This window comes from Oxalobacteraceae sp. CFBP 8761, from assembly GCA_014841595.1.
Classification (GTDB): Bacteria; Pseudomonadota; Gammaproteobacteria; order Burkholderiales; family Burkholderiaceae_D; genus Telluria.
Map to the genome: position 1 here is coordinate 88,056 of JACYUE010000001.1, position 18,893 is coordinate 106,948.

The following is an 18,893-nucleotide window of genomic DNA, read 5'->3' on the forward strand; positions in this document are numbered from 1 at the left end:
CCGTCGTGGCCCGGTGCGCCGTGCGCGGTCTCTACGGATGATCAAATCGGCCACGCAAATTTAATATTTGAACAATCACTGTAAAGACGTGATAGATTTGCTGACGCGGCAGTTCAACGAATGGAGGGATCCATGAGAATTGGTATTCCGGCCGAAACCCGGCCGGGCGAGACCCGTGTTGCAGCCACCCCCGAGACCGTGAAAAAGCTGGCCGCGCGCCACGAGGTCATGGTGCAGGCCGGCGCCGGCCTGCATGCGGCGGCGCCAGATGCGGCGTTCGAGGCCGCCGGCGCCGTCATCGTCGATGCCGCTGGTGCGTTCGGCGCTGACATGGTGCTCAAGGTACGCAGTCCCGCCGCTGGCGAACTGGCCATGATGCGCCGCGACGCAGTCCTGGTCGGCATGCTCGATCCCTTCGATGGTGAGAATCTCGCTGCGCTGGCCACGGCCGGCATCACCGCCTTTGCCCTGGAAGCCGCGCCACGCATCACGCGCGCGCAATCGCTCGACGTGCTGTCGTCGCAGGCGAACATCGCCGGCTACAAGGCCATCCTGCTGGCCGCGAATACCTACGGGCGCTTCATGCCGATGCTGATGACGGCCGCCGGCACCGTCAAGGCCGCGCGCGTGCTGATCATGGGTGTCGGGGTGGCCGGGCTGCAGGCAATCGCCACCGCCAAGCGGCTGGGCGCCGTGATCGAAGCGTCCGACGTGCGCCCGCCAGTGAAAGAACAGGTGGAGTCGCTGGGCGCAAAATTCATCGACGTACCGTATGAAACCGACGAAGAGCGCGAGATCGCGGCCGGCAGCGGCGGCTATGCGCGCGCAATGCCCGCTGACTGGATGCGGCGCCAGGCGCAGCTCGTGCACGAGCGCGCGAAGCTGGCCGACATCATCATTACCACGGCCCTGATTCCGGGTCGGCGCGCGCCGGTACTGATCGGCGAAGACACAGTGCGCGCCATGAAGCCGGGTTCCGTGATCGTCGACATGGCCGTGGCGCAGGGCGGCAACTGCGTGCTGAGCGAGATCGGCACGACGGTCGTCCGGCACGGCGTGCACATCATCGGCGAACCCGATCTGGCCACGCTGGTGCCGGCCGATGCGTCGGCCCTGTATGCGCGCAACGTGCTCGATTTTCTCAAGCTGGTGATCGACGCCGACGACCGGTTCCATATCGACCGCGACGACGAGATCGTGCGCGCGACCCTGATGTGCAGCGCCGGAGAGCTGCTGCGCACATAAGACGTTGGCATCGTTGACAAGAACGGACTGGAGACACCATGGACATCAGCCACACCGTCATCAACCTGATCATCTTCGTGCTGGCGATCTACGTCGGCTACCACGTGGTCTGGACCGTCACCCCGGCGCTGCACACGCCCCTGATGGCGGTCACCAACGCGATCTCGGCGATCGTCATCGTCGGCGCCATGCTGGCCGCCGGTCTGACTGAAGGCTTGACGGGGCGCGTGGCCGGCACGCTGGCCGTGGCCCTGGCGGCCGTGAACGTGTTCGGTGGCTTCCTGGTCACGCAGCGCATGCTGGAGATGTTCCGCAAGAAGGCGCCCAAAGCAGCGTCCAAGCAGGAGGACGCGGCATGAACGCCATCAGCATGAACCTGGTCACGCTGTTCTATCTGGTGGCCTCGGTGTGCTTCATCCAGGCGCTCAAGGGTCTGTCGTCGCCATCGACGGCGCGCCTGGGCAATGCGTTCGGCATGGCCGGCATGGCGATCGCGGTGCTCACCACCATCGCGCTGATGCTCAAGCTGCAGGAGCGGCTGCAGCAGGGTGGGGGGCTGGGATTCGGCCTGGTGCTGCTGGGCGTGGTCGTGGGCGGCGCGATCGGCGCGACCGCCGCGAAAAAAGTCGAGATGACCAAGATGCCGGAGCTGGTCGCGGCGATGCACTCGCTGATCGGGCTGGCCGCCGTCTGCATCGCGATCGCAGCGGTTTCCGAGCCGTGGGCCTTCAACATCACGACACGGGGCGAACCGCTGCCGTTCGGGAACCGGCTCGAACTGTTCATCGGCACGTTCGTCGGCGCGGTGACGTTTTCGGGCTCGGTGATCGCGTTCGGCAAGCTGTCGGGCAAGTACAAGTTCCGCCTGTTCCAGGGCGCGCCGGTGCGCTTCGCGGGCCAGCACATCCTGAACCTGCTGGTCGCCATCGCCATTGTCGCGCTGGGGCTGGTCTTCTGCTTCGCCGACGGCCTTGAACCCGCATGGGGCGCGTTCATCGTGATGGCGGCGCTGGCGTTCGTGCTGGGCGTGTTGATCATCATCCCGATCGGCGGGGCCGACATGCCGGTAGTGGTCTCGATGCTCAACTCGTACTCGGGCTGGGCGGCGGCGGGGATCGGCTTTTCGCTGAACAATGCCATGCTGATCATCGCCGGCTCGCTGGTGGGCTCGAGCGGCGCGATCCTGTCGTACATCATGTGCAAGGCGATGAACCGCTCGTTCTTCAATGTACTGCTGGGCGGCTTTGGCGGCGAAGCGGTGGCCGACGCTGGCGGTACCAAGGAGCAGCGACCCGTCAAATCCGGCTCGGCCGAAGACGCCGCGTTCATCCTGCAGAATGCCGAGTCGGTGATCATCGTCCCCGGCTACGGCCTGGCCGTGGCGCGCGCGCAGCACACGGTCAAGGAACTGGTCGACAAGCTGACCGCGCACGGCGTGACGGTGCGCTACGCGATCCACCCGGTGGCCGGGCGCATGCCGGGCCACATGAACGTGCTGCTGGCGGAAGCCGAAGTACCCTACGACCAAGTGGCCGAGATGGAAGACATCAACGGGGAATTCGGCCAGACCGACGTGGTGCTGGTCCTGGGCGCCAACGACGTCGTGAACCCGGCCGCAAAAGACCCGAAGTCGGCGATCGCCGGCATGCCGATCCTGGAAGCCTACCGGGCCAAGAGCATCATCGTCAACAAACGCTCGATGGCCTCCGGCTACGCGGGCCTGGACAACGACCTGTTCTACCAGCCCAACACGATGATGGTCTTCGGCGACGCCAAAAAAGTCATCGAAGCGATGGTCAAAGCCGTCGACTAAGCAATAGCCCAACAATTAGGGTCAGAGTCGAATTATTGGCTAATAGCCTTCAGGAACGCCGGCCATCCAGCCTCGCGACCCGCTTGCATGCAGTTCTAGACGACTGGTCTAATTTGATGTATAGTGGGTCCATGGCAAAAGCATTGACCTCTGAATCGTCCGGCGTTCGCGACAACATCCTCGACGTCGGGCAGCGCATCATGGCCGGCAAAGGGTTTTCGGCGGTGGGGCTGAACGAGATCCTGGTCTCGGCGGGCGTGCCGAAGGGCTCGTTCTACCATTACTTCGGCTCAAAAGATGCGTTCGGAGAAGCGCTGCTGGCACGGTATTTCGACGCGTATCTGGCAGAGATGGACGTCACGCTGCGCGAGCCAACGGCACCGATGGCCGGCAAATTGCTGACCTACTTCGGGCAATGGCGCACGAACCAGTCATTTGACGATTGCCAGGGCAAGTGCCTGGCCGTCAAGCTGGGCGCGGAAGTGGTCGATTTGTCCGAGCCGATGCGCCTGACGCTCAAGCAAGGCACCGCCGGCATCGTCGCCCGTCTGGCCGAGGCCATCGAAGGCGGCACCACCGACGGTTCGCTGAAGGTAGAGGGCGAGGCAGGGCAGGTGGCGCAGAGCCTGTACCAGCTCTGGCTGGGCGCCAGCCTCATGGCCAAGATCGCGCGGGATGCGGTGGCGTTCGATGCGGCGCTGGCGACCACACGGCGCCTGTTGCAATTGCCCGAATAACATGAATACCAAACGCTTCACATGAAGCGTTTTTTTGACACGTAAGCTAGACGACTGGTCTATTAAACTCAACAGCAAGGAGCCACACCATGAACATCCTGATCGTACTGACTTCGCATGACACCCTGGGCAACACTGGCCGCAAGACCGGCTTCTGGCTCGAAGAGCTGGCCGCCCCATACTACGCGCTGAAAGAAGCCGGCGCCAATATCGTGCTGGCTTCGCCTGCCGGTGGCCAGCCGCCGCTCGACCCGAAGAGTGATGACGCATCGGCCCAGACCGATGACACCCGCCGCTTCAAGGCCGATGCCGCTGCGAACGCGCAACTGGCCGCGACCGTGCGTCTTGACACCGTCTCGCAGGCTGATTTCGATGCCGTGTTCTACCCGGGTGGCCACGGCCCGCTGTGGGACCTGGCCGAAGACCGCAACTCGATCGCGCTGATCGAGTCGTTCATCGCTGCGAACAAGCCGGTGGCGCTGGTCTGCCACGCACCGGGCGTGCTGCGTCACGTGAAGAATGCCGATGGCACGCCACTCGTGCAGGGCAAGCGCGTCACGGGCTTTACCAATACCGAAGAAGCGGCTGTCGAACTGACGGACATCGTGCCGTTCCTGGTGGAAGACGAGCTCAAGGCAAAAGGCGGCAACTATTCGCGCACCGACGACTGGGGTTCGTATGTGGTCACCGATGGCTTGCTGATCACCGGCCAGAATCCGGGTTCGTCGGCGGCCACTGCCACCAAGCTGCTGGAAGCGCTGTCGCGCGCTGCCTGACAGATGCGGCGGCCGCCAATACATCGCCGTTGGCAATGTATTGGCGGCCATTTAACAAAACGTTGTCAAACAATTCGACTCTGACCCCAATTGTTGGGTAATTGCTTGGGGTTAGCGGCGGCCGAACATCATCAGGTCGGCCAGCAGTGTGCGGGCGGGGCGGGTCAGGTCGAGGGCGGCCAGGCCCAGGCCGAGCAGCGGTTGCAGCGGGCCGGGGATCGTGAAGGCGCGGGCCATCGTGTCGGTCAGGCCGATGGTCGTGCCGCGGTCGCCTGCGCGGTCTTGTGTGAAGCAGGCGATTGCTTCGGCATTCGTCCCACGCGCGAGCTGGCGTGCCAGCACGGCGGCGTCGCGCAGGCCCAGGTTCAGGCCCTGGCCGGCCACCGGGTGCAGCGTTTGCGCGGCATTGCCGATGGCGACCGTGCGGGCCGTGGCCCGTGCTTCGGCGTTCAGGCCGAGCGGGAACGCGCTGCGTGGCGATACTTTCGTGAACGCGCCCAGGCGGGCGCCGAACGCCTCGCCCAGCTGCGTCAGGAAACGCGTGTCGTCCAGCGCCAGGATCGCCTGTGCGCGCTCCGGGCGCATGCACCAGACCAGCGCGTACTGGTGGCCATCGGCGCCGTCTTCGGGTAGCAGCGCCAGCGGGCCTTCATCGGTGAAGCGTTCGAACGCGCGGTGCGGGATCGGCAGCGCCGTCGTCACGCGCGCGATGACGGCACTCTGTTCGTAGTCGCGGCTGCGGGCGCGCTGGTCCTGCGCGCCAAACAGGCCGCCTTCGGCCTGCACCGCGACCCGGGCACGCACTGTGCTGCCGTCGTCCAGATGCAGCAGCGCTGCATCGGGCTGTTCATCGAGCGACGTCACGCGCGCCGGGCGCAGCATCGTTACACCCGCCTGCTCGCCGACCTTTGCCAGCGCATCGACCACGGCGCCGTAGCGCGTCACATAGCCCAGCGCCGGGACATCGTGGTCTTCGCGCTTCATCAGGCTGCGACCCAGCTGGCCGCGGCGCGAGACGTGGATCTCGTGGATCGGCGTGGCGGCCAGCGGCCAGGCGCCTACCTCTTGCAGCAGTTGCGCGCTGCCCCACGACAGCGCGATCGAACGCGGATCCGAAATCGCCTGGCCCAGCGACTTGCCGTCGATGAGCGCGATGCGCGTCCCGGCGATGCCACGCCGGACCAAAAAGCCTGCCAGCGCCAGGCCCACCGGCCCCGCGCCGCAGATCGCCACATCGACGTCGTGTGTTTGGTTGGTCATCGTGCTGCCTTCATCCATGCTTCAATCTCCGCCACGTCTTTCGGTACGCCGTCCGTCAGGATGCGCGCGCCCGTATCGGTGACGACGACGTCGTCCTCGATCCGGATGCCGATGTTCCAGTATTGTTCGGGCACGCCGTCGGCCGGCCGTACGTAGATGCCCGGCTCCACGGTCAGCGCCATGCCCGGCTGCAGCGCGCGCGATGGCTTGTCGGGCAGCGCCAGGTCGCGGTACACGCCCACATCGTGCACGTCCATCCCCAGCCAGTGGCCGGTGCCGTGCATGTAGAACTGGGCGAATGCGCGTGTGTCGATCGCGTCGTCGACCGAGCCGACCTTGCGTTGGTCGAGCAGGCCCAGGTCGAGCATCCCTTCGGTCAGTACCCGCACCGCCGCCTCGTGGATGCCGCTGTACGGTTGCCCGGGCCGGACGGCCGCCAGCGCCGCGGCCTGCGCGCGCAGCACCAGTTCGTACAGCGTGCGCTGCGGCGCCGTGAAGCGGCCATTGGCCGGATAGGTGCGCGTGATGTCGGCCGCGTAGCCATCGATTTCGCAGCCGGCGTCGATCAGTACCAGCTCGCCATCGAGGATGCGGCGGTCGTTGGCAATATAGTGCAGCACGCAGGCATTCGGCCCCGATGCGACAATCGACGAATACGCCGGCGCCTGCGCGCCGTTGCGGCGAAACTCGTGCAGCAGCTCGGCCTCGATCTCGTACTCGATCATGCCGGGGCGCGTGGCGCGCATCGCGCGTGCATGCGCCGCAGCCGAGATGGCGCCGGCGCGCGCCATCAGGTCCACTTCGTGCGCGTCCTTCAGCAGCCGCATCTCGTCCAGCAGTACCAGCAAGTTGTGCGTCGTCGCCGGCGCCGTCACGCCCGTGCGGCCCAGCGCGCGCACGCCCTTCAGCCAGCCGGTCACCTGCGCATCGAGCGCTGCGCTGTGCCCCGGCGCGTAGTACAGCGCCGGCGCATTCGACAGCATGCCCACCATGCGGTGATCGAGTTCGTCGACCGGATACGCCTCGTCGAACCCGAACGTCGTGCGCGCCGCATCGGGCCCATAGCGAAAGCCGTCCCAGATTTCATGGTCGGGGTCTTTTGCGCGGCAGAACAGGATCGCGCGGGCAGGGCGCGCATCGAGCGCCGCCACCAGCACGATGACGCTGTCAGGCTCGGCGAAGCCGCTCAGGTAGTAAAAATAGCTGTCGTGCCGGTACGGATACGGGCTGTCGCCATTGCGCATGACTTCGGGCGCCGTGCCCAGCACCGCCACCGCGCCTGGCTGCATCTGCGCCAGCACGCGCGCGCGCCGATCCGCATGCACGGCGCCGGCCGGCATCATGGCGCCGACTTGGCCGGCCGCAGCGGCGCGTTCAGTTCTTCCAGCTGGCCGACGGTGCCGACATTGACCCACTGGCCGTGATACACCTCGCCGCCGATGCGACCCTGCTCGATATACTGGCGCATCAGGGGACCGAACTTGACGAATTCGCCCGCGCGGATGCCGTCGAACATCTCGGGCCGGTACACGCCGATGCCGGCGAAATTGAACTTGACGTCGCCCTCGTTACGCAGCGTGTACATGTCGACTGCAAAGTCGCCTTCCGGGTTGTGCCACGGGTTAGGCGTGAGCCACAGCCAGGCGATGTCGCGCTGGTCGACCGGGTAGACCTGGCCCACCGCATCCTTGTCCTTGAGCGCGTCGAGCGCCTCGGTGAAGTCGAAGTAGGGCGCGTAGATGTCGCCCGACACCGCCAGGAACGGTTCGTCGCCCAGCAGGTGCAGCGCATTGGCCACGCCGCCGGCCGTCTCGAGCGGGCTCGGTTCGTGCGAGTAGACGATGCGCGCGCCGTAGCGGCTGCCGTCACCCAGCTCGGCCTCGATCATGTGGCCCAGGTGCGAGTGGTTGATGACGATGTCGACAATCCCGGCGCGCACCAGGTTCAGCACGTGCCAGGTGATCAGGGGCCGGCCGCGCACCTTGAGCAGGGGCTTCGGGCAGGTATCGGTGAGTGGCCGCATGCGCTCGCCGCGGCCGGCGGCAAAAATCATCGCTTTCATGATGGTTGCCTTAGAAGGTGTAGCCGAACTGCTGCGGCTTGTCATCGATTGCGTCGAGCAGGCGCAGCAGCGGCTTGAGTTCGTTGTAGCGGTTGGCGGTCTTGCGCACGTAGTCGAGCACCGTCGGCAGGTCGCCCATGTAGTGGGCCTTGCTGTCGCGGTAGTTCAGGCGGCAGAAGATGCCGAGGATTTTCAGGTGGCGCTGCAGGGCCATGTATTCGAAGTCGCGGTAGAACGCGTCGATGTCCGGATTGACCGGCAGGCCGACGCTTTTGGCGCTTTGCCAGTAGCGCACCACCCAGTCGAGCACCATGTCTTCGTCCCACTGGATGTAGGCGTCGCGCAGCAGCGAGGCCAGGTCATACGTGACCGGGCCATACACGGCATCCTGGAAGTCGATCACGCCCGGGTTGTGCTGGTCGAGGAACATCAGGTTGCGCGAATGGAAATCGCGGTGCATGAACACCTGCTGCTGCGCCAGCACGTTGGCGGCAATGGCTTCGAATACGCCATTGAGCTGCGCCTGCTGCTTGTCGTCGAGCGTCACGCCCAGGTGCTTGCCCAGGTACCACTCGGGGAAGATGCCCAGCTCGCGCATGACGAAGGCGCGGTCGAACTCGGGCAGCACGTCCGGCTGGCTGGCCATCTGGAACTTGAGCAGCGCGTCGACGGCGTCCGAATACATGAAGGCGGCATTGTCGATGGACAGGCGCGACAGGTAGGTGGTGTTGCCCAGATCGGACAGCAGCAGGAAGCCCTGTTCGACGTTGCGCGCGGCGATCGCCGGCACGCTCACGCCGGCCTCGAGCAGCAAGCCCTGGACGTGGATGAAGGCCGGCACGTTCTCGCGCTCGGGCGGGGCATCCATCGCGACCAGCGTTGCGCCCAGCTTGGCCTGCATGTCGGCCACGACGTCGTAGCGGAAGTAGCGCCGGAAGCTGGCGTCGACGGAGGCGCGGCGGCCGGACGCGACGTCGACCAGGCCGGTCGTGGCCAGCCATTCGTTCAGTTGCGACAGCCGGGTATCTGGCACTGCGTCGGCGGAGGCGGAAAGGTTTTGAGACAAAGATGACATGAAGCGGCCTGATGAATCCGGTTGGTTGAACTAATTCCCCTATAATAAGGGATTCATCCCAAAAAAACCGCCCTTTATGGCGCACGTCGATTCTCCATGAGCTGCGATTTTCCATGAGCTGGTCCTCGGCCCAACCATTCCCACCACGACACGTGCTCGCACTGTATGCAATGGCTTCGGTCACTGCGATGCCTGCGTTCGCCCAGACGCCCGCCACCGTCAACGTCACCGCCCCTGCACCAACGGCCCAGGCCGAGGACGAACTTCCCGTCACCGTCAAGGCCGAGGATATCGCCGGCCGGCCCGACCGCCGGCTCGACCTCTCCCGTAACGTCGAGATCACGCGCGGCCAGACAGGCATGACCGCCGATACGGCCTGCTACCTGATCGTCGAAGACCAGGTCACGGCCACCGGCAACGTCGACATGTGGCGCTTTGGCGACCGCTACAAGGGCGACGAGCTGCAGCTGAACCTCGAAACGGGCAAGGGCTACCTGCTCAACCCGACGTATTTCATGGCGGCGAACAATGCCCAGGGCCAGGCGAGCCGGATCGACTTTCTGGGTGAACAGCAGGCCGTCGTGCGCGACGGTACCTACAGCACCTGCGAAGGACCGGATCCCGACTGGTACCTGAAGTCGAGCACGCTGCGCCTGGACAAGGGCCGTGACGTCGGCACTGCCGGCAAGACGGTCATCTATTTCAAGGACGTGCCGATCCTGGGCACGCCGGCAATGTCGTTCTCGCTGTCGGGCCAGCGCCGTTCGGGCTGGCTGCCGCCGACCGTGGGCTTTGGCTCGCAGGGCAAGGCCGAGGTGATGGTGCCGTACTACGTCAACATCGCACCGAACCGCGACCTGACACTGTACCCGCGCATGATGTTCGACCGCGGGTTCCAGCTGGGTGCGACCGGACGTTACCTGGGTAGCACCTACAACGGTGAAACCCACGTCGAAGTGCTGCCGGACGACCGCCAGACTGGCACCACGCGCTGGCGCGCCGACTCGCTGCACAACGGCGCGATCAAACCGAACTGGTCATACGGCTGGAACCTGCATGGCGCATCGGACGATGAATACCCGTCCGACTTTTCGCGCACCGTCGCCGCCAGCGCCGAGCGCCAGCTGCTGCGCGAACTGCGCACCGATTACTCGGGCCAGTACTGGAGCCTGTCTGCGCGCGCCCAGAATTACCAGGTGCTGCAGGACCCCGCGGCCGCCGCCAATCCAAGCCTGACGGTGCCGCGCCCGTACGACCGCCTGCCGCAGATTAACTTCCGTTCGGCGCGCTACGACGTGGCGGGCTTCGACTGGGCGGTCGACGCCGAGGCGACCCGCTTCGCCCATCCCACCGACGTGGGCGGCTCGCGCGCCGTGGTCCAGGGCCAGGTCAGCTATCCGATCGTGCGCCCGGGCTGGTTCGTCACGCCCAAGCTGATGTACAACGCGGCCCAGTACGATCTGGACGACCACGCGACGCGCCCGGGCAAGCCGACCAAGCTCACGCGCTCGATTCCGACGGTGTCGTTCGACAGCGGCATGGTGTTCGAGCGCGATGCTTCGCTGTTCGGCAAGTCCACCACGCAGACGCTCGAACCGCGCCTGTTCTATGTGTACACGCCGTACGAAAACCAGGACGATGTCCCGCTGTTCGACACGGGCCGCTCGGGCTTCAATTATGCCCAGCTGTTTTCCGAGAACCGCTACGTGGGCCTGGACCGCGTGTCCGACGCCAACCAGCTGACTGCGGCGCTGGTCTCGCGCTTCATCCAGGAAGACGGCGCCGAGCGCCTGCGCCTGGCCATCGGCCAGCGCCTGTACTTCGAAGAGCCGCGCGTGCGCATCGCGGGCGAAGCGGCGCAGCAAAGCCGGTACGACCTGCTGCTGGCCGCCGGCGGCACCATTTCCGAGTCCTGGACTTTCGATAGCGGCGTACAATACGATGCGGCCGGAAGCAGTCTGTACAGCTCGAACGTGAGCGTGCAGTGGCGTCCGGGGAAGATGAAGGCCGTGAATGCCGAGTATCGTTATCAGCGTGACAGCTTCCGCAACATCGACCTGTCGGCGCAATATCCGATCTCGCGGCGCTGGTATGGCGTCGGGCGTGTCAGCTATGCGCTGCGTTCGTATGGCGTGGGGCAGGCGGTCAATCCGTCCACTGGCAGCAAGCTGATCGAGAGCCTGATCGGTCTCGAATACCAGGCCGATTGCTGGGTGTTCCGGATGGGGGCGCAGCGTTTCGTGACCGCAGCCCAGACCACGTCGACGCCGATCTTCTTCCAGCTCGAGCTCAATGGCTTGTCGCGCCTGGGCCTGGGCAATCCGCTCGAGTCGTTCAACAAGAGCGTCCCGGGTTATACGCGACTGAACGCTGGCCTCGGCCGGCCCTAAGTCAAATTTCAGACTCGGTGTCCATACTTCGTCGTCCAACCTGACGTGAACAATCCTCAAATGAGTGCTTTCCAGATGATGCGTACTACCCGTTTGCAGTCTCTCCAGTTGGCAGCCGCGCTGCTGTGCGCAATGAGCGCCGGCCAGGTCCTGGCCCAGGCCGCGGCACCTGCCGCCGGTACGCCGGCCGCCACGACGCCAGCCGCTGCCACGCCGGCCGCCAGCTCGGGCTTCCTGCCGCCTGCCTCGGCCAACGCCAAGGTGGTCGACTCGATCCAGGTCGTCGTCAACGATGAAGTCATCACGCGCAACGAAGTGGCTGGCCGCATGGTCCAGGTGACGGCAAACATGAAGGCGCGTAACGCCCAGATGCCCGACACCGCCACGATGGAACGCCAGGTGCTCGAGGCGATGATCGTCGAACGCGCCCAGCTGCAGCTGGCCAAGGAGATGGGCGTCAAGGTCGACGACCGCACGCTGGACGCCACGATCGGCCGCATCGCCGAGAACCAGAAGCTGTCGGTGCAGGACATGCGCAACCAGATGGAAAAAGAAGGCATGCCCTTCTCGCGCTTCCGCGAAGACATCCGCAACGAAATCATGATGCAGCGCCTGCGCGAGCACGAAGTCGACAGCAAGGTGCAAGTCTCGGAAGCCGAGATCGACACCTATATGGCCGCCGCCAAGGCCGCCGCCGCCGACCGCATCGAAGTCAACATCGCCCAGATCCTGGTGCGCGTGCCCGAGAACGCGTCGCCCGAGCAGATCGCTGCCCGCGCCGCGCGCGCCGAAGAAGTGATGCGCCAGCTGCGCACCGGCGCCGACTTCGCGCGCATGGCCTCGACCTATTCCGACGCACCCGACGCGCTCAAGGGCGGCGACATCGGCTGGCGCGATGCCGACCGCCTGCCGCCGAATTTCTCGACCGAGCTGCGCAAGCTTGAAGCTGGCCAGGTCACGCCGATCCTCAAGACCAACGTCGGCTTCCACATCCTGAAACTGGCCGGCAAGCGTTCGCTGGCCAGCGAGACCGACAAGGCCGTCGTCGAGCAGACCCGCGCACGCCACATCCTGCTCAAGGTCACGCCGACCATGACCGAGGCTGAGGTCAAGCGCAAGCTGCTCGAAATCAAGGAGAAGATGGCCAACAACGCCGGCACCTTCGAAGATCTGGCGCGCCAGTACTCGCAGGATGGTTCGGCCAGCAAGGGCGGTGACCTGGGCTGGCTGTATCCGGGCGACACCGTGCCAGAATTCGAGACCGCGATGAATGCCCTGAAGCCGGGGGATACATCCGACATCGTGCAGTCGCCGTTCGGCTTCCACCTGATCCAGGTCGTCGAGCGCAAGAGCGAAGACGTGACGCAGCAGAAAGAGCGCAACGTGGCGCGCCAGGTCCTGCGCGACCGCAAGATGCAGGAAGCGATGGAAGACTGGATGCGCCAGGTGCGCGACCGCGCCTACGTCGAGTTCCGCGAGGAGCAGTAAGCCATGAGTGCGCCGCTGGCGCACCAACGTCCCACGCTGGCGATCACGGTCGGTGAGCCGGCCGGCATCGGCCCCGAGATCGCGATCCGCGCCGCCTGGGCCATGCGCCATGACGCCAACTGCGTGCTGGTGGGCGACGCTGCCTTCCTGGCGCTCACGGCCAGCCTGATCGATCCCGCCATCCGCCTGGCCGCCCTGTCAACACAGGCGCTGCGCAACGGTGGCCTGCCGCACTTTGGCGCCGCGCGACTGGCCGTCATCGACGTGCCGCTCGACGCCCACGTAGTGCCGGGCCGGCTCGACCCCGAGAATGGCCGCGCCGTGCTGGCCACGCTCGACCTGGCGATTGAAGGCTGCGAGCGAGGCTGGTTCGACGGCATCGTCACCGCGCCGCTGCAAAAAAGCACGATCAACGATGCCGGTGTCGCGTTTTCCGGCCACACCGAATATCTGGCCGAAAAGACCGGCACGCCGAAAGTGGTGATGATGCTGGCCGGCGCGCCGGGCGGGGATCAACCGTACCTGCGCGTTGCGCTCGCCACCACCCATCTGCCGCTGAAGGAGGTTCCGGGCGCGCTCACGCGCGAGAACCTGACCCAGGTTCTCGACATCCTGCACGCCGATCTGACCACCAAGTTCGGCATCGCCGCGCCTGTCATCCTGGTCACCGGCCTGAACCCGCACGCGGGTGAGAACGGTTACCTGGGCCGCGAGGAAATCGACGTCATCACGCCGGTGCTCGAGGCAGCGCGTGCGCGCGGCATCGACGCGCGCGGCCCGTATCCGGCCGACACGCTGTTTCAGCCGAAGTACCTGAAGGACGCCGACTGCGTGCTGGCGATGTACCACGACCAGGGTTTGCCGGTGCTCAAGCACGCGACCTTCGGGCGCGGCATCAATGTCACGCTTGGCCTGCCGCTGATCCGCACCTCGGTCGACCATGGCACCGCGCTCGACCTGGCCGCGCAGGGCCTGGGCCTGGCCGATTGCGGCAGCATGATCGAAGCGATCGGCGCCGCCATGCACATGGTGCTGGCGCAGCGCGCGGCCGGTATCAAATAACAAAGAAAGCATTCATGAAACACGTAGCACGCAAGCGCTTCGGCCAGAACTTCCTGACCGACAAGCAAGTCCTCTCCGACATCATCGACGCCATCGCACCACGCAAGGGCGAGACCATGGTCGAAATCGGACCGGGCCTGGCCGCGATGACGGCGCTGCTGCTCAAGCAGCTCGACCACATGCACGTCGTCGAGCTCGACCGCGATCTGGTCACGCGTCTGGAAAAAGCTTATCCGCGCGAGCGCCTGACCGTGCATTCGGGCGACGCCCTGAAGTTCGACTTCGGTGCGATCCCGGTGGCCGAGGGCCAGAAGCTGCGCGTGGTGGGCAATTTGCCGTACAACATTTCCAGCCCGCTGCTGTTTCACCTGGCGGACTTCGCCCACCTGATCGAAGACCAGCACTTCATGCTGCAAAAGGAAGTGGTCGAGCGCATGGTGGCCGAGCCGGGCAGCAAGACCTACGGCCGCCTGTCGGTGATGCTGCAATGGCGCTACGACATGTCGCTGATGTTCATCGTGCCGCCGACCGCGTTCGATCCACCACCGCAGGTCGAATCGGCCATCGTGCGCATGGTGCCCGTCAAGCAGCAATTGCCGTGCGACGGCAAGCGCCTTGAAGCGGTGGTCGCCAAGGCGTTCTCGCAGCGGCGCAAGGTCATTCGCAATTGCGTGGCAGGGATGTTCACCGAGGCGCAGCTGGTGGAAGCGGGCATCGACCCGAGCGTGCGGCCCGAAGCGGTGAGCCTGGCGCAGTATGTGGCGCTGGCCAATCTCCCTAGCCAGGCATAGTTTTCGCAGCCATCCGGCCAGCATGTCCCAGATCAAAGCGCCTTCAGGGCGCTTTTTTCATGGGCATGCTGCTGGCAACGGGCAAAAAAAAGGCCCGCTACAAGAGCGGGCCGAAATCCAATTCTTTTCTGAGGAGAGTTGGAGGAGACAGGATCAGTATGCTGCGTTACAGCATATAAGTCCAATTTTCCTTTCGCATACTCGACATAAGAATTTCGTATAACTCGTTAAGTCTATGCAGCGACGCACGTCACGTTGACGTTGTTCACCGCAGCGTCACCCATGGTGCCGGTCGGGTTCACGATAGTGCAGACCTGGCCAGCCGGCTGCTTGCTGACCGTGACGCCGTAGGTCGTGCCGAATTTCACCGCAGGCAGCGCGTAGGTAATCGGCGTCGTGGCAGGTGGCGTTGCCGGCGTCGCAGCCGTGTAGGTGCCACCCGTGCTGCCGTTGGCCAGCACCAGGCCGGCGCCGGTCAGGCCAGTGATCGTGCCACCGACGGTGAATTCGTTGATCTCGCAATCAATCGCGATATCGATCGATACAAGGCGGCCCGCCGTGTCGGCGTTATTGGCGTAAAGGCCGCCTTCCGGAGCGCTCGGCACGCAGGTCTGGTGTGCCGGCTGCGTGGTCACGGTGACGGCATAGGTGTCGCCATATTCCAGCTTGTCGGGGAAGGCAAAGCGTACCGCTGCGCCGGCAGTCGTTGGCGGTGCAACCTTTAATGGAACGCCGGCATTGCTCAGGACCAGGCCATCATAAACGAGTCTGGTCACCGAACCGGCAACGGTGAACTCGGCTTTGTCGCTGCCACCACAGGCGGCCAGGCTTGCAGCCAGCGCCAGCGCAAGCGCCGGGCGGATCAGGGAAGACTTCATGCGTTTGACTCCAGGAAAATTAAGGTGCGCACGTGACGGTCACGTTGTTCACATCGGCTGCGCCCATGGTGCCGACGCCGTTGGCGATGGTGCAGCTCTGGTTGGCAGGATTCGTCAGGATCGACACACCATATGGGGCGTCTTGTGCAACACGTGCCATGGTGAACGTGGTCGCGCCGGCGGGAACGATGACGCGGTCGGCGCCGTTGATCAGGACCAGTTCGCCCTTGAGATTGCTGACTGTGCCGCCGAGGGCTTGCGTCCTGAAGGCGCAAGAGATCTGAATGTTGGTGACATCGAAGCCGGCGCGACCTTTGTTGTAAAGGTATTGGCAAGTAGTGATGTCCACATTCGACGGCACGCTCTTGACCTGCACATCGTACTTGTCATCCGACGAAATCAGCTCAGGAAAGCGGAACGTGGTCGAACCGGTGCCGTTCGACGGAACCGGCACCTCGAACTCCGAGCCGCCGTTATTCATCAGGACCATGCCCGGCTTGGTCACGCCGGTAATCGTACCAGCCAGCAGTAGTTGACCATCGCTACCACCGCACGCCGTCAGCAGGACCGCGCATGCCAGCGCTGCGCTTGCGCACAGGTAGGAACTCTTCATATATTCTCCAAATAATCTAGCGGGAAAGCGCAGGCTGCGCGGTTGGAATCAAAAAATCGCTCAACATTTTAGTTCATTTATTAGGCAACCGGTCCATTTGCGTCCCATTTCCATGTGTATCAGGTTGTAAGCACAATGTCATATAAGCAACGCGCAGGCCGTGCGGTTTGCTTTTGGCCGTATGCATCGCTATGCTGGCGTAGCGTTTTTTCATGCCCGTTCCCTGGAAGCCGATGACCCGCCATCCCTGGCCCAAAGCCGTACTGTTTGACCTCGACGATACCCTGTGGCCGATCGTGCCCGTGATCCGGGCTGCCGAAACCATTCTGTATACGTGGTTGCAGCAACATGCGCCGCGCGTGGCCGGGCGGTTCACGATCGACAGCCTGCGCCAGGCGCGCCTGGAATTGCTGGCCCGCGAGCCCCGGTACGGGATCGACCTGAGCGCGCTGCGCCACGCCGGCCTGGTCGCCGCGTTCGAGCAGGCGGGCGAAGACGTGGCCCGGGTGGACGAGGCCATGGTCGTCTTCGTTGCCGCGCGCAATGCCGTGACGCTGTATGACGATGTAGCGCCGGGCCTCGCGCGGCTCCGGCAGCGCGCGCTGCTGGGCTCGGTCACGAACGGCGTGGCCGACCTGGTCACCATCGGCCTGGCCGACCAGTTCCAGGCATCCGTGGCGGCGCGCGACTTTGGCGCCGCCAAGCCGGATCCGGAGATTTTCCTGGCAGGCTGCGCTGCGCTGGGCGTGCTGCCGGCCGATACCCTGTATGTGGGCGATGATCTGCTGCTCGACGTCCAGGGCGCCCAGCAGGCGGGCCTGCGCGCCGCCTGGATGAACCGCAGCGGCAAGATCAACGAGCTGGCCGACCAGGTGCAGCCCGATGTCGAGGTGGACAGCATCGATGCGCTGCTCGACTGGCTCGATGCGGCGCATGAGCTGCCGCAGGAGCCGTCACACGAGTTGCCACGCGGATCCGCGCCGATGCGCGTATAACACTGGGACGGACCGCAGGCCTTGCGCTGCCGTACCGCGCCCCAATTTGATTCTTATCCCAGCACCACAGAAAAAGACGCTTCCCGGAACCATGCAACTCGATCACCGTGCCCAAACCCTGCTCAAAGCGCTTGTCGAACGCTATATCGCCGACGGCCAGCCGGTCGGCTCGCGCGCGCTGTCCAAGCTGTCGGGCCTGGAATTGTCGCCCGCGACGATCCGCAACATCATGGCCGACCTCGAGGACATGGGGTTCGTTGCCAGTCCCCACACTTCGGCCGGCCGGATTCCAACACCGCGCGGCTACCGCGTGTTTGTCGATACCTTATTGACCGTCAAGCAACTCGATGAAACGACGGTTGGCGCCGAGCGCATGCGCCTGCCGCTGCAGCATCCGCAAAAGCTGATCGCCAACGCAGCCCAGATGCTTTCGTCGCTGTCGCAGTTTGCCGGCGTCGTGCAAAGTCCGCGCCGCGAATCGGTGTTCCAGCAGATCGAATTCTTGCGCCTGTCTGAAAAGCGCATCCTGCTCGTGATCGTCGATCCCCGTGGCGACGTTCAGAACCGCCTGCTCCTGACCGATGTCGACTACACGCCAAGCCAGTTGTCGCAGTCGGCCAATTACCTGAACCAGAACTTTGCCGGCCAGTCGTTCGACGGCGTGCGCCAACGCCTCAGTGGCGAACTGCGCCAGCTGAGCGACGACATGGGGCGCCTGATGCATGCGGCGGTCGAGGCCGGCAGCGAGGCCATGGCCGAGAGCGACGACGTGGTCATTTCCGGCGAGCGCAACCTGCTGTCGGTGACCGACCTGTCGTCGAATATGAGTTCGCTGCGCCAGATGTTCGAGATGTTCGAGCAAAAGACCGGCCTGATGCAGTTGCTCGACATGTCGAGCAAGGCCGGCGGTGTGCAGATCTTCATCGGCGGCGAATCGAACCTGGTGCCGATGGACGAGATGAGCGTGGTCACTGCACCGTACGCCGTCGATGGCCGGATCGTCGGCACCCTGGGCGTCATTGGCCCCACGCGGATGGCGTACGAGCGGGTGATTCCCATCGTCGACATCACCGCCAAGCTGCTGTCGAACGCACTCAGCCAGCCTTAACAGTTTTTTACTCTTGCCAAGACGCAAAAAGGGCGCACGGAAAATCCGATGCGCCCTTTTGCTGTGCAGCCTTGCCGGCTGCGAATAACTCAGCTTGCCTTGCGCGCCGCCTGGCACTGCGGGCAGCTACCGTAGATCGCCAGCGCGTGGTCGACGATCGTGTAGCCGTGGGTTTCGGCGATCATTTTCTGGCGCTGCTCGATTTCGTCGTCATAGAATTCTTCGACCCGGCCGCAGGTGACGCAGACGAGGTGATCGTGGTGCGAGCCGGCGTTGAGTTCGTAGATGGCCTTGCCGGTTTCGAAATGGTTGCGGTTGAGCAGGCCGGCCTGCTCGAATTGCGTCAGGACGCGGTAGACGGTAGCCAGGCCGACGTCCATGTTTTCAGCCAACAGGATCTTGTAGACATCTTCGGCGGTGAGGTGACGCACGGCGCTGTTCTGGAAAATTTCCAGGATTTTCAGGCGCGGGAGCGTGGCCTTCAGGCCGCTTGCCTTCAGGTCGGTCGGATTGTTACTCATGTTTGTTACTCGCATATTGGCGGAGTGCTTTATGATATAGCGTTTTGAAAGCTCCCGCTCGATTTGAGGTTACCTATGC

At 64.5% G+C, this 18,893-nt stretch carries 19 protein-coding genes; 11 read left to right on the top strand and 8 right to left on the bottom strand.

The window, feature by feature from the left end; genetic code table 11:
• Positions 1 to 132: 132 nt before the first annotated feature.
• The 5 genes from IFU00_00365 (at position 133) to IFU00_00385 (ending at position 4,571) form a co-directional block, all read left to right on the top strand.
• Positions 133 to 1,245, top strand: a complete 1,113-nt coding sequence (locus IFU00_00365; GenBank protein MBD8540728.1) for a Re/Si-specific NAD(P)(+) transhydrogenase subunit alpha — start codon at positions 133 to 135, stop codon at positions 1,243 to 1,245.
• Positions 1,246 to 1,283: 38 nt separating this feature from the next.
• Positions 1,284 to 1,604 (top strand): NAD(P) transhydrogenase subunit alpha, encoded by a 321-nt coding sequence (locus IFU00_00370; protein MBD8540729.1) that lies wholly within the window; start codon positions 1,284 to 1,286, stop codon positions 1,602 to 1,604.
• Positions 1,601 to 3,058, top strand: a complete 1,458-nt coding sequence (locus IFU00_00375) for an NAD(P)(+) transhydrogenase (Re/Si-specific) subunit beta (protein MBD8540730.1) — start codon at positions 1,601 to 1,603, stop codon at positions 3,056 to 3,058. The genes IFU00_00370 and IFU00_00375 overlap by 4 nt, the downstream gene beginning before the upstream one ends.
• 131 nt (positions 3,059 to 3,189) lie before the next feature.
• Entirely contained in the window at positions 3,190 to 3,795 is a 606-nt protein-coding gene (locus tag IFU00_00380; protein ID MBD8540731.1) for a TetR/AcrR family transcriptional regulator, read from the top strand.
• Positions 3,796 to 3,884: 89 nt separating this feature from the next.
• The gene (locus IFU00_00385) at positions 3,885 to 4,571 is read left to right on the top strand and encodes a type 1 glutamine amidotransferase domain-containing protein (GenBank protein MBD8540732.1); all 687 of its coding nucleotides are present in this window, start codon (positions 3,885 to 3,887) and stop codon (positions 4,569 to 4,571) included.
• Between the two features lie 111 nt (positions 4,572 to 4,682).
• Here IFU00_00385 and IFU00_00390 read toward each other — a convergent pair whose 3' ends face one another.
• Genes IFU00_00390 through IFU00_00405 form a run of 4 tightly spaced genes read right to left on the bottom strand, consistent with a single transcriptional unit; the run spans position 4,683 to position 8,968 of the window.
• On the bottom strand, positions 4,683 to 5,831 hold the full coding sequence (locus IFU00_00390; protein ID MBD8540733.1) for an FAD-dependent monooxygenase: 1,149 nt from the start codon (positions 5,829 to 5,831) through the stop codon (positions 4,683 to 4,685).
• Positions 5,828 to 7,174 carry a Xaa-Pro aminopeptidase gene (pepP, locus tag IFU00_00395; protein ID MBD8540734.1) on the bottom strand — a complete coding sequence of 449 codons (1,347 nt, stop codon included), beginning with the start codon at positions 7,172 to 7,174 and terminating at the stop codon, positions 5,828 to 5,830. The genes IFU00_00390 and pepP overlap by 4 nt, the downstream gene beginning before the upstream one ends.
• On the bottom strand, positions 7,171 to 7,893 hold the full coding sequence (locus IFU00_00400) for a nucleotidyltransferase family protein (protein MBD8540735.1): 723 nt from the start codon (positions 7,891 to 7,893) through the stop codon (positions 7,171 to 7,173). Before IFU00_00400 ends, pepP begins: the two co-directional genes overlap by 4 nt.
• Before the next feature lie 10 nt (positions 7,894 to 7,903).
• The gene (locus tag IFU00_00405) at positions 7,904 to 8,968 is read right to left on the bottom strand and encodes a phosphotransferase (protein ID MBD8540736.1); all 1,065 of its coding nucleotides are present in this window, start codon (positions 8,966 to 8,968) and stop codon (positions 7,904 to 7,906) included.
• 113 nt (positions 8,969 to 9,081) lie between these two features.
• Between IFU00_00405 and IFU00_00410 the strand changes: the two genes are divergently transcribed.
• From IFU00_00410 to rsmA, 4 genes are all read left to right on the top strand, one after another.
• Positions 9,082 to 11,358 (top strand): LPS-assembly protein LptD, encoded by a 2,277-nt coding sequence (locus IFU00_00410; protein ID MBD8540737.1) that lies wholly within the window; start codon positions 9,082 to 9,084, stop codon positions 11,356 to 11,358.
• A 75-nt stretch (positions 11,359 to 11,433) separates the two neighbouring features.
• Complete coding sequence (locus IFU00_00415) at positions 11,434 to 12,846, top strand: peptidylprolyl isomerase (protein MBD8540738.1); 1,413 nt, start codon at positions 11,434 to 11,436, stop codon at positions 12,844 to 12,846.
• 3 nt (positions 12,847 to 12,849) lie between these two features.
• Positions 12,850 to 13,908, top strand: a complete 1,059-nt coding sequence (pdxA, locus tag IFU00_00420; GenBank protein ID MBD8540739.1) for a 4-hydroxythreonine-4-phosphate dehydrogenase PdxA — start codon at positions 12,850 to 12,852, stop codon at positions 13,906 to 13,908.
• Positions 13,909 to 13,922: 14 nt separating this feature from the next.
• Complete coding sequence (gene rsmA, locus IFU00_00425) at positions 13,923 to 14,699, top strand: 16S rRNA (adenine(1518)-N(6)/adenine(1519)-N(6))-dimethyltransferase RsmA (GenBank protein MBD8540740.1); 777 nt, start codon at positions 13,923 to 13,925, stop codon at positions 14,697 to 14,699.
• Between the two features lie 233 nt (positions 14,700 to 14,932).
• Here rsmA and IFU00_00430 read toward each other — a convergent pair whose 3' ends face one another.
• The 3 genes from IFU00_00430 to IFU00_00440 all read right to left on the bottom strand — a co-directional run bounded on the left by IFU00_00430 (position 14,933) and on the right by IFU00_00440 (position 16,404).
• Positions 14,933 to 15,577, bottom strand: coding sequence for a hypothetical protein (locus tag IFU00_00430; GenBank protein MBD8540741.1), 645 nt, complete (start codon positions 15,575 to 15,577; stop codon positions 14,933 to 14,935).
• A gap of 19 nt (positions 15,578 to 15,596) precedes the next feature.
• Positions 15,597 to 16,190: a hypothetical protein gene (locus IFU00_00435; protein ID MBD8540742.1), complete on the bottom strand. Its 594-nt coding sequence runs from the start codon at positions 16,188 to 16,190 to the stop codon at positions 15,597 to 15,599.
• Between the two features lie 73 nt (positions 16,191 to 16,263).
• A complete protein-coding gene (locus tag IFU00_00440) occupies positions 16,264 to 16,404 on the bottom strand; it encodes a hypothetical protein (protein MBD8540743.1) in 141 nt (46 codons plus the stop codon).
• Between the two features lie 19 nt (positions 16,405 to 16,423).
• Here IFU00_00440 and IFU00_00445 point away from each other — a divergent pair, with 19 nt between their 5' ends.
• A complete protein-coding gene (locus IFU00_00445; protein MBD8540744.1) occupies positions 16,424 to 17,185 on the top strand; it encodes an HAD family hydrolase in 762 nt (253 codons plus the stop codon).
• 91 nt (positions 17,186 to 17,276) lie between these two features.
• Positions 17,277 to 18,293: a heat-inducible transcriptional repressor HrcA gene (gene hrcA, locus IFU00_00450; protein ID MBD8540745.1), complete on the top strand. Its 1,017-nt coding sequence runs from the start codon at positions 17,277 to 17,279 to the stop codon at positions 18,291 to 18,293.
• 89 nt (positions 18,294 to 18,382) lie between these two features.
• Here hrcA and fur read toward each other — a convergent pair whose 3' ends face one another.
• Positions 18,383 to 18,814: a ferric iron uptake transcriptional regulator gene (gene fur / locus IFU00_00455; GenBank protein ID MBD8540746.1), complete on the bottom strand. Its 432-nt coding sequence runs from the start codon at positions 18,812 to 18,814 to the stop codon at positions 18,383 to 18,385.
• Positions 18,815 to 18,893 lie beyond the last annotated feature (79 nt).